Consider the following 8,184-nt stretch of genomic DNA (forward strand, 5'->3'; position numbering starts at 1 on the left):
ATTGTGTTCAACGGTCGACGAATCAGGGCAACAAGCGGGCAGGCCACATGAGCGGACCGAGAGAAAGTACGGCATTTGCAGGCCGCGGACTTTATCACAGCCGATGAAAAATCTGACGGACCTGTGACAGTCCGTCACCCTTATCCGGGCCATGCCGAGCGTTTGTATGAGGCGCGCATTCTGTTAGGCTTTGCCGCTCTCACTTTCTTTCCGCCAGCGGGCCTCCGGCTAACGCTGGTGTCGTCGTTTTGCTGGAGTTCTGCATGTTGTTACCCATTTTCCTGTTGTCGGCCGCCGGTTTTACCGTGCTGACCACGGAATTCGTCATCGTTGGCCTGTTACCGTCCATTGCCCGCGACCTGCACGTCACCATTCCCCAGGCGGGGCTGCTGGTGACGTTGTTCGCGTTTACGGTAGCGGCCTTCGGGCCATTCCTGACGGCCTGGTTCGCTCGCTTCGAGCGGCGCAAGCTGTTTATCAGCGTGCTGGTGATGTTCGGCCTGGCCAACCTGCTGGCCACCTTCGCCCCCAACATCTGGGTGATGGCCATTGCCCGGTTGATCCCGGCCCTGGGCCTGCCGGTGTTCTGGGCGCTGGCCAGTGAAACGGCGGTGGACATTGTCGGGCCGCAGCTGGCCGGGCGGGCCATCGCCCGGATCGGCTTCGGCATCGTCTGCGCCACGGTGTTCGGCATTCCTGTGGGCACGTTGATTGCCGATGCGTTTGGCTGGCGCAGCGCGTTTGCGATCCTGGCGGTCATTGCCTTCGCCAAGGCCTTGTTGCTGTTTATCTATTTGCCGAAAACCAATTTGCACCAGCATCAGGTGAGCTTCCGTTCCCAATTGAAGATCCTGCGCAGCCCACTGATGCAGGGGCACGTGCTGTTGTCGATCCTGGTGTTCAGCGGCATGTTCACCGCCTACACCTATCTGGCGGATATCCTCGAGCGCCTCGCCGGATTCGATGGCACCCTGGTGGGCTGGTGCCTGATGGGCTTTGGCGCAGTCGGGTTGTTGGGCAATTCCCTGGGCGGTCGTGCGGTGGACCGGCATCCGTTGATTGCGTCGATGGTGTTCTGCCTGTTCCTGATCGGCGGCATGGTGGCGTTGGTGCCGAGCATTCATTCGCCCCTCGCGCTGGCGGCGGCGATGGGCATCTGGGGCGTGACCCAGGCCGCGTTGTTCCTGGTCAGCCATGTGCGGCTGATGAAGGCGGCCCCGCAGGCCCCGGCGTTTGCCGCCTCGTTGAACATTGCCGGGGCCAACCTGGGGATTGGCCTGGGGGCGATGGTCGGTGGCCGAGTCATCGATAACCTGGGCCTGGGCAGTGTCGGCTTCGCAGCAGCCGGGTTCATCTTTGTATCGATTCTGCTGGCGTTGCTGCTGATGACCGTCAAGCCCCGCGGGACTTGCATGGATGGCTAGGCACTGAACAACTCGCGACGCGCACCTTCGGCAATCGCGACGATGCCGGGGTGGCTGACCTTGCGTTCCACGGAAATGGCGTAGAAGGATTCACTCACCGCATCGGTCTGGCCGATCACTTCTACGCCGTATTGGCGCTTGACCTCTTCGGCGATCACGCTCGGGCCGATGAAAATCCCGCTGCCGGATTGACCGAAGGCCTGCATCAGTGCGCTGTCGTCGAATTCGCCGACGATGCGCGGCTGGATCTGCTGTTCGGCGAACCAGCGTTGCAAGCGGCTGCGCACCACGGTTTCCGGCCCGGGAATCAGCAGCGGAGCGTCATGCAGGCCATGGGGGAAATCCTGCCCGTAGCGTTCGGCCAGCGCGGCGGTGGCGAAAAAACTGATCCCGCATTCCCCCAGTTTCTGGCTGTAGCCCTTGATGTCCAGGTGGGTCGGCATCGGGCTGTCGGAAATCACCAGATCCAGACGCTGGATCGCCAGGTCCGCCAGTAGCCGTTCGAGCTTGTCCTCGCGGCAGGTGATGCGCAGCGGCTCGCTCAACTCCATGGTCGGCGCCAGCAGTCGATAGACGATGGATTTGGGCACCACATCCGCCACCCCGACCCGGAACAGGGTTTGCTGTTCGTTGGGCTGGGCCCGCAGCATCAGTTCCAGCTCGCCGCCCAACTGGAACATGTGTTCGGCGTAGGGGAGCGTCTGGCGGCCGGCTTCGGTCAGTTCCAACTGCCGCCCGACACGACGAAACAGTTTGATGTTGTACGTCTGCTCGAACAGGGAAATCTGGCCGCTGATGGTCTGTGGCGTCAGGTTCAACTGCTCGCACGCGCGCACGATGCTGCCGGTTTTCGCCACCACCCAGAAGTAATGCAGTTGTCGATAATTGAGCATGGGATCACATGGATTCGTAAAAACCGAAGTATAACCGCTGAAAATACGAATTTTCCTGAAGTATTCGCGTCTCTAGAATGCCTCGCCATGGGTGGGCCACTTTCCTGCTCCTTTCATTCTCCCAAGAGGCATTCATTCCATGACATACAAATCCCTGGGGCTGGCAGCCCTGTTGGTGATGTCCGTAACGACACTGGCGGGTTGTGAACAGGCTGAAAAAAGTGCCCAGCAACTGATGGGGCAGGCAGCGGAAACCGCCAAGCAGGCCATCGACGACACCCACAAGGCCGCCGAACAGGCGATCAGCGAAGCCACCGGCGGCTTGATCAGCCCGAAGAAAGAGCCGGCGGACGAAGCTGACGAAACACAAACCCCTACCAAAACCATCTAACGCGTCACATCAGTCAGGACTGACCCATGGATTATCTTTTACAGCTCGCCGCCAGCCCCACCGCGTGGATCGCCCTGGCGACTCTGGTCGTGATGGAAATCGTGCTTGGCATCGATAACCTGATCTTCATTTCGATTCTGACCAACAAGCTGCCCGAACAGCATCGTGCCAAGGCGCGGCGGATCGGTATCGGCATGGCACTGATCCTGCGCCTGGGCTTGTTGAGCACCATTGCCTTCATTGTGCAGTTGACCGAACCGGTCATCGAAATCCTGGGCCAGGCGTTTTCCTGGAAAGACATGATCCTGATCGCCGGTGGCCTGTTCCTGCTGTGGAAAGCGACCACTGAAATCCACCACAGCATGGACCCAGCGCCAAATGATCCCAAATCGGAGACGTCCGGCGTGACCCTGGGCTTTGCCGCGGCCATCGGTCAGATCCTGATGTTGGACCTGGTGTTCTCCATCGACAGCATCATCACCGCCGTGGGCATGACCGAGCATCTGCCGATCATGATCATCGCCGTCGTCGTATCGGTGCTGGTGATGCTGTTGGCAGCTGAGCCGCTCGCCAAGTTCATCAATGACAACCCGACCGTGGTCATGCTGGCCCTGGGCTTCCTGATCATGATCGGCATGACGCTGATCGCCGAAGGCTTCGGTGCCCATGTGCCGAAAGGCTATATCTATGCGGCTATGGCGTTCTCGGCGGCGATCGAGGTGTTGAACATGTTGTCCCGTCGGGCCAGAGAAAAGGCGCTGGCCAACAACGCCTGATTCCAGGCAGACAGAAGCCACCCGGGGCCAGGCCCGGGTGGCTTTTTTTATTTGAACGCTATGGGTTTGAACGTGAAAGGTCAGTGTGCGGCGGCGTGGCGCCGGGCAGGTTTGGCGGCTTTTTCCGATGGCGCAGGTGGCGCATGATGATGGCGCCGAGCGATTCGAAGCACTCCCCACAGCATGGCCGTGGCTACGCTCAGCCAGCCGAATATCAGCATCAGGATTGTCGTCGTCAGGCTCATTTGTGCCTCCTTCTATCCCCGGTTCGGGATATCGCACCCAGTACAATGGACAGTCTAGTCGCTCAAGTGTTGCAGCTAATCGATGCACGGCGCTGGGGCTCGGATCGGTTCGTTCTATTGCCGCCGTAAAACGATGCTTATGGCTATACCCAGGGCTGTGCGCACCTTATGATCGTCGACCCAAGCCCGGCCCGGATGCCGGGTGCCTGAACAAGAGAGTCGTCATGTTGCCGGTCATTCCATCGTTTCGATCACTGGTACTGGCGGTGTCCTGCCTCGTCGCCCTGGCGGGTTGCGCGGGCAGTGTATCGCCGCAGATCCAGCGCCTGCCCGAGCGGGTGGAGCTCAACAGCGTGCCGTTCTACCGTGGTGAAATGTACCAGGGGGCTCCGCAGTCCCTGGCCGCCTTGCTGACGTTGCAAGGCACTGTCATCACCCCGGGGCTGCTGGAAAAGCCATTGCACCTGCCCGGTGGCGAAGCCGATTTGCAGCAGAACATGCCCACCCTGGCGCGGGAGTACGGGTTGCTGGTGTATCCCCTGGACGCCAAGCTGCCTGCGCTGTTGGAGCAGGTCGCGGCGGGCTATCCGGTGCTGGTGCGCTATATCGACGGTTCGGCGTTCTGGGCCGCGCCTCGGTATGGGATTCTCGCCGGCTACAACCGCCAGAAGCAGACGGTGTTGCTGCGTGCAGGCATGAACCGGCGGCAGTTGATGAGCTTCAGTGCCTTCGAGTCGGCCTTCCAGAGCGCGGGCGGCTGGGCGATGCTGGTCCAGCGACCCACGCAGCTTCCCGCCAATGTCGACGCGCAGCGTTGGCTGAAAGCGGCGGCTGATCTGGGTGGGGCAGGGCAGGAGCAAGCCGCGGCGCGGGCCACCAAGGCCCTGGGCGCTGCGCATTGATCGATCGCCCCGTTCGTCACTTGTCGGGCACGACCCCGCGGGCTTTAGGCTCTTATCGTCAGGGTTGGGGATTTTTCCGACCGTGATTGGAGGAGGCACGAATGGCACAGTCGAAAACACCTACGGGGCCACATTCATCAGAGCATTCCAGCGGTGATGACCTGGGATTCGATCCGGACTCGCCGGACCTTGAGGATCCTCAGGTCGACCCGGTAGGGCCGGCCAAGGCGCCCCTGGACAAGGAGGATGAGCGCAAGCCCAAGCCCTATGATCCGCTGGGTGACTTGAAGCCATAAATAACCTGTGGGAGCAAAGCTTGCTCGCGATGGTGGCAGACCAGTCAGCGGCATTGTCGACTGGCTTATCCCTATCGCGAGCAGGCTTTGCTCCCACAGTTTTGTGCCGTTGGGTTATTTGGAGGCTTCTACCACGCCACTCTGGCGGCTCTTGAGATTCTTGGCGGCCTTGTATTGCAGGGCCACCGCGGGCACGGCGGCGCTTTTTCCGGTTTCCACCCAGCTACGAATCCGGCTGGCGTCGGCGAAGTGCGTGTACTTGCCAAAGGCGTCGAGGATCACCAGCGCCATCGGGCGATTGCCCATTTTCGTCACCAGCACCAGGCAGTGGCCGGCCTGGTTGGTGAAGCCGGTCTTGGTCAACTGGATATCCCAGTTGGCCTTGTGGATCAGGTGGTCGGTGTTGCGGAATCCCAGGCTGTACACAGGCTTGCGGAAGGTAACGGTCTTTTCCTTGGTCGTGCTCAGTTCGCTCAGCAACGGGTACTTGCGGGCGGCGATCAACAGCTTGGTCAGGTCCCGGGCGGTGGAGACGTTGTTGATCGACAGGCCCGTGGGTTCGACGTAATGAGTACTGGTCATGCCCAGCGCCTTGGCCTTGGCGTTCATGGCCGCAATGAATGCCGCATAGCCGCCCGGATAGTGGTGGGCAAGGCTGGCGGCGGCGCGGTTTTCCGAAGACATCAGGGCGATCAGCAGTACGTCCCGGCGCGACAGTTCGCTGTTGAGCTTGACCCGGGAAAACACGCCCTTCATCTCCGGAGTGTTGGCGATGGTGATGGAAATGTATTCATCCAGGTTCTGTTTGGCATCCAGCACAATCAGGCCGGTCATCAACTTGGTCACCGAAGCGATGGGCACCACCACGTCCGGGTTGCTCGAATAAACGACTTTATCCGTCTGCAGGTCCAACAGCATCGCGCTGCCCGAGGCGACTTGCAGCTTGGCCGCATCCCGAGGGGCCGCGATGGTTTCCTGTGCAACGGCATTTTGCGTGATGAAGGGGCCTGTGAAAGCGATGAACAGGCTGATGATCGAAAGACGGATTTTCACGCGAGTAGACTCGATGGAGTTGAAGGTGCCGTTGAGCAACGACTTTTAAAGAAAACGTCGCATTTTAGGAGTATGGGCGATAGCAACGCTACATGCCTGTATCGCCAAGGCTTGTGAATAAATAAAGTTTAATGAAGGGCGATTCTGGCGAATCGAATCTGAAAATTTTGTAGTTTGCGCGACCGACATGCCTGGCGGCCAAGTCCGGGCCCGGAAACGCCTGTGGGAGTGAGCTTGCTCGCGATGGCAGTGTGTCAGTCAACTTGGATGTTGGCCGGTGCACCGCTATCGCGAGCAAGCTCGCTCCCACAGGGTCTTTGTTGGCGCGTCGATCAGCTATGCAGCGTCTCGGCCGCGTACAACGTGTTTTCCAGCAGGCAGGCGCGGGTCATCGGGCCTACGCCGCCGGGTACCGGGGTGATCCAGCCAGCACGGGGCAGGGCGGTCTCGTAGACCACGTCGCCCACCAGCTTGCCGTCTTCCTGGCGATTGATGCCCACGTCGATGACGATGGCACCTTCCTTGATCCACTCGCCCCTCACCAGCCCGGGTTTGCCGGCGGCCACTACCACCAGGTCGGCACGGCCGACATGACCGGCCAGGTCCTTGGTGAAGCGATGGGTCACGGTCACGGTGCAGCCGGCCAGCAGCAACTCCATGGCCATCGGACGGCCGACGATGTTGGACGCCCCCACCACCACGGCATCGAGGCCATACAGGTCCACGCCAGTGCTTTCCAGCAAGGTCATGATGCCTTTGGGGGTGCAGGGACGTAGCAGTGGGATGCGCTGGGCCAGGCGGCCGACATTATAAGGATGGAAACCGTCGACATCTTTGTCCGGGCGGATACGCTCCAGCAGTTTGGAGGCGTCGAGGTGTTCAGGCAGCGGCAACTGGAGCAGAACACCGTCGATGTTCGGGTCGTCGTTCAGGCGGTCGATCAGATCGGCCAACGCTTGCTGGGTGGTTTCGGAAGGCAGGTCGTAGGCCTGGGAAAGGAAGCCGACCTCTTCACAGTCTTTACGCTTGTGCGAGACATAAACCTGAGAGGCAGGATCGCTGCCGACCAGGATCACCGCAAGGCCGGGCGTGCGCAGACCTTGCTGGCGGCGCTCGGTGACTCGTTGGGCGATCTGCTGGCGCAGGCTGGCGGCGATCGATTTGCCGTCGATAAGTTGTGCAGTCATTGCGCGTGGTTAACCATCGAGAGGGGAAAAAAAGAGAACGCATTCTCGCATGCCGGGGCGTGAGGGCAAAGGCGCTTGGTCTGCAAATTCCCCTAACCCCTTTAATTAAATGAATTTTTTTTAAAAAAGAGTTGACGACCTATCAGGCCGTCTATAACATTCGTCGCACTTGTCGGGCACAGCCTAGCACTGGTTAAGAAGGTGGAGCGGAGTTGGTTGTTTCAACTCGGCAAAACTGAAAGCACTTAGTTTGTAATCGTCCAAGAATACAGATTAAAAAGGCGCCCGTAGCTCAGCTGGATAGAGCATCCGCCTTCTAAGCGGATGGTCGCAGGTTCGAGTCCTGCCGGGTGCGCCAATTAGGCAGCTTTGGCACAAGTAAGGCAACAAGGCAATATGGTGGGCGTAGCTCAGTTGGTAGAGCACGGGATTGTGACTCCCGTTGTCGTGGGTTCGATCCCCATCGTCCACCCCATATTCTAGAAAGGCGCCAGATCTAACAATCTGGCGCCTTTGCTTTAAAAGCTTGATACGCGGATGTGGTGGAATTGGTAGACACACTGGATTTAGGTTCCAGCGCCGCAAGGTGTGAGAGTTCGAGTCTCTCCGTCCGCACCATACAAGTGGCTATTTAAATAGCAGAAAACGGCGCAGTACCTGAAAGGGGCTGCGCCGTTTTTGTTTTGGTTGTCCCGTCCTGAATAAGGTTTACACCTTCTGATCCGTTTTCAGGAGGGCGTAATGAAATCAGCAAAAAGGCGTAGTCAGCGCGACTACACGCTGACCTTTAAATTATCGGTTGTTGATCAGGTCGAAAAAGGCGAGCTGAGTTATAAAGAGGCTCAGGAGCGCTACGGGATTCAAGGCAAAACGACCGTTCTGACGTGGTTACGCAAGCACGGTCGACAGGATTGGAGCCCAGGCACATACATTGGCTCGCCGAGGATGGGGTCTATGCCCGACAAAAACCGACCATTAACGCCAGAGCAACGTATCAAAGAGCTTGAAGAGCAGTTA

General features: G+C 59.3%; 9 protein-coding genes, 3 tRNA genes and 1 pseudogene. 9 read left to right on the plus strand and 4 right to left on the minus strand.

Annotation, left to right across the window (positions count from 1 at the left end):
- The first annotated feature begins 263 nt into the window (after positions 1 to 263).
- On the plus strand, positions 264 to 1,424 hold the full coding sequence (locus BM321_RS01795) for an MFS transporter (protein ID WP_092326861.1): 1,161 nt from the start codon (positions 264 to 266) through the stop codon (positions 1,422 to 1,424).
- Here the strand turns inward: BM321_RS01795 and nhaR are convergent.
- Positions 1,421 to 2,317, minus strand: coding sequence for a transcriptional activator NhaR (gene nhaR, locus BM321_RS01800; protein ID WP_063322135.1), 897 nt, complete (start codon positions 2,315 to 2,317; stop codon positions 1,421 to 1,423). The two genes, BM321_RS01795 and nhaR, sit on opposite strands and share 4 nt — an antisense overlap.
- A gap of 139 nt (positions 2,318 to 2,456) precedes the next feature.
- Here nhaR and BM321_RS01805 point away from each other — a divergent pair, with 139 nt between their 5' ends.
- Together BM321_RS01805 and BM321_RS01810 are read left to right on the plus strand one after the other, a co-directional pair.
- Entirely contained in the window at positions 2,457 to 2,708 is a 252-nt protein-coding gene (locus BM321_RS01805) for a hypothetical protein (RefSeq protein ID WP_092176397.1), read from the plus strand.
- Positions 2,709 to 2,734: 26 nt separating this feature from the next.
- Positions 2,735 to 3,484 (plus strand): TerC family protein, encoded by a 750-nt coding sequence (locus tag BM321_RS01810; RefSeq protein ID WP_092441330.1) that lies wholly within the window; start codon positions 2,735 to 2,737, stop codon positions 3,482 to 3,484.
- Positions 3,485 to 3,564: 80 nt separating this feature from the next.
- On the opposite strand, the gene BM321_RS30380 is transcribed toward BM321_RS01810, so the two are convergent.
- Positions 3,565 to 3,729: a hypothetical protein gene (locus BM321_RS30380; RefSeq protein WP_170842391.1), complete on the minus strand. Its 165-nt coding sequence runs from the start codon at positions 3,727 to 3,729 to the stop codon at positions 3,565 to 3,567.
- A 224-nt stretch (positions 3,730 to 3,953) separates the two neighbouring features.
- On the opposite strand from BM321_RS30380, the gene BM321_RS01815 reads away from it, so the two are divergent.
- Together BM321_RS01815 and BM321_RS01820 are read left to right on the plus strand one after the other, a co-directional pair.
- Complete coding sequence (locus tag BM321_RS01815) at positions 3,954 to 4,631, plus strand: hypothetical protein (RefSeq protein WP_092441331.1); 678 nt, start codon at positions 3,954 to 3,956, stop codon at positions 4,629 to 4,631.
- A 101-nt stretch (positions 4,632 to 4,732) separates the two neighbouring features.
- The gene (locus BM321_RS01820) at positions 4,733 to 4,927 is read left to right on the plus strand and encodes a DUF6021 family protein (RefSeq protein WP_092441332.1); all 195 of its coding nucleotides are present in this window, start codon (positions 4,733 to 4,735) and stop codon (positions 4,925 to 4,927) included.
- A 114-nt stretch (positions 4,928 to 5,041) separates the two neighbouring features.
- Here the strand turns inward: BM321_RS01820 and pbpG are convergent, their stop codons facing one another.
- Entirely contained in the window at positions 5,042 to 5,980 is a 939-nt protein-coding gene (gene pbpG, locus BM321_RS01825) for a D-alanyl-D-alanine endopeptidase (protein ID WP_092326855.1), read from the minus strand.
- A gap of 332 nt (positions 5,981 to 6,312) precedes the next feature.
- Positions 6,313 to 7,167 (minus strand): bifunctional methylenetetrahydrofolate dehydrogenase/methenyltetrahydrofolate cyclohydrolase FolD, encoded by an 855-nt coding sequence (gene folD, locus BM321_RS01830; protein WP_092326854.1) that lies wholly within the window; start codon positions 7,165 to 7,167, stop codon positions 6,313 to 6,315.
- 281 nt (positions 7,168 to 7,448) lie between these two features.
- Here folD and BM321_RS01835 point away from each other — a divergent pair.
- The 4 genes and pseudogenes from BM321_RS01835 to BM321_RS30735 form a co-directional block, all read left to right on the plus strand.
- Positions 7,449 to 7,525 (plus strand) — tRNA-Arg (locus BM321_RS01835).
- A 41-nt stretch (positions 7,526 to 7,566) separates the two neighbouring features.
- A tRNA-His gene (locus BM321_RS01840) sits at positions 7,567 to 7,642 on the plus strand.
- Positions 7,643 to 7,700: 58 nt separating this feature from the next.
- Positions 7,701 to 7,785 (plus strand) — tRNA-Leu (locus BM321_RS01845).
- Positions 7,786 to 7,908: 123 nt separating this feature from the next.
- Positions 7,909 to 8,184 (plus strand): annotated as a pseudogene (locus BM321_RS30735) (IS3 family transposase); the annotation flags it as partial.

The organism is Pseudomonas sp. NFIX10, assembly GCF_900111955.1.
In the GTDB taxonomy this organism is placed as follows: Bacteria; Pseudomonadota; Gammaproteobacteria; order Pseudomonadales; family Pseudomonadaceae; genus Aquipseudomonas; species Aquipseudomonas fluorescens_AA.

What these genes read in the sequence shown, in the direction of transcription:
- BM321_RS01795 (WP_092326861.1), top strand. Translation starts at nt 264, where the DNA reads ATGTTGTTACCCATTTTCCTGTTGTCGGCCGCCGGTTTTACCGTGCTG.
- nhaR (WP_063322135.1), bottom strand. Translation starts at nt 2,317, where the DNA reads ATGCTCAATTATCGACAACTGCATTACTTCTGGGTGGTGGCGAAAACC.
- BM321_RS01805 (WP_092176397.1), top strand. Translation starts at nt 2,457, where the DNA reads ATGACATACAAATCCCTGGGGCTGGCAGCCCTGTTGGTGATGTCCGTA.
- BM321_RS01810 (WP_092441330.1), top strand. Translation starts at nt 2,735, where the DNA reads ATGGATTATCTTTTACAGCTCGCCGCCAGCCCCACCGCGTGGATCGCC.
- BM321_RS30380 (WP_170842391.1), bottom strand. Translation starts at nt 3,729, where the DNA reads ATGAGCCTGACGACGACAATCCTGATGCTGATATTCGGCTGGCTGAGC.
- BM321_RS01815 (WP_092441331.1), top strand. Translation starts at nt 3,954, where the DNA reads ATGTTGCCGGTCATTCCATCGTTTCGATCACTGGTACTGGCGGTGTCC.
- BM321_RS01820 (WP_092441332.1), top strand. Translation starts at nt 4,733, where the DNA reads ATGGCACAGTCGAAAACACCTACGGGGCCACATTCATCAGAGCATTCC.
- folD (WP_092326854.1), bottom strand. Translation starts at nt 7,167, where the DNA reads ATGACTGCACAACTTATCGACGGCAAATCGATCGCCGCCAGCCTGCGC.